Source organism: Neisseria sp. P0021.S007 (assembly GCF_051956855.1).
Genome location: NZ_JBQCXA010000691.1, coordinates 1 through 631, shown reverse-complemented (window position 1 = coordinate 631; position 631 = coordinate 1). Strand labels below are relative to the sequence as shown.

At 39.6% G+C, this 631-nt stretch carries 1 pseudogene; it reads right to left on the bottom strand.

Annotated features, from left to right (window positions below):
- Positions 1–459 (bottom strand): annotated as a pseudogene (locus ACTHUR_RS15410) (hypothetical protein); the annotation flags it as partial.
- Between the last annotated feature and the right edge of the window lie 172 nt (positions 460–631).

The following is a 631-nucleotide window of genomic DNA, read 5'->3' as shown; positions in this document are numbered from 1 at the left end:
ATCCTTCATATCGCCTTTGTCATCGTCGGGGCTAGACAATTCTGCATATGCGTAAAGAGCATTATCCTTTTTCCTTTTTTCCTCATCCCATTTCCAATACCGAGGATTATTATGTAAAGTCTGCAAGCCCCAGTTAAACTGATCTTTATACCGCTCCAAAATCTTCTTTAATGCCGATTTTGCAATATTGATTTTTCTATTCTTATCATCTACATGATATTCACCCTTAGCATCAGCCAACATACTGCCCGAGTCATCAATCAAAAACATAATATTGTGTTTGACTCTGGGCTGGCCAATAGGCTCGTTTACGTTTTTCAGGTAAAACGGAATTTCGGCAAAACCATTCTTTTCTTTAGATTGCTGGGGATTTGCCTGAACGGAAAAGCTAATGAGGGCTAAAGCGGAAGCGATGCTTGCATGAATGAGGCGATGGCGGCCTGATGGAGCGTTTTGCATAATGTGTTCTTTTTTCATCGGATAATCTCAGTTAAAAATGACGTTGTTTTTATTTTTTATGGGGCTACGATTTTAGCATAAACAGCCTGTTTCATGTTTGATTCGGCTGAATTTCCCTAAGCGCGCATTTCAAGCACAACAAAAATGAAACAATCTGCCTGCTCAGTTTTCA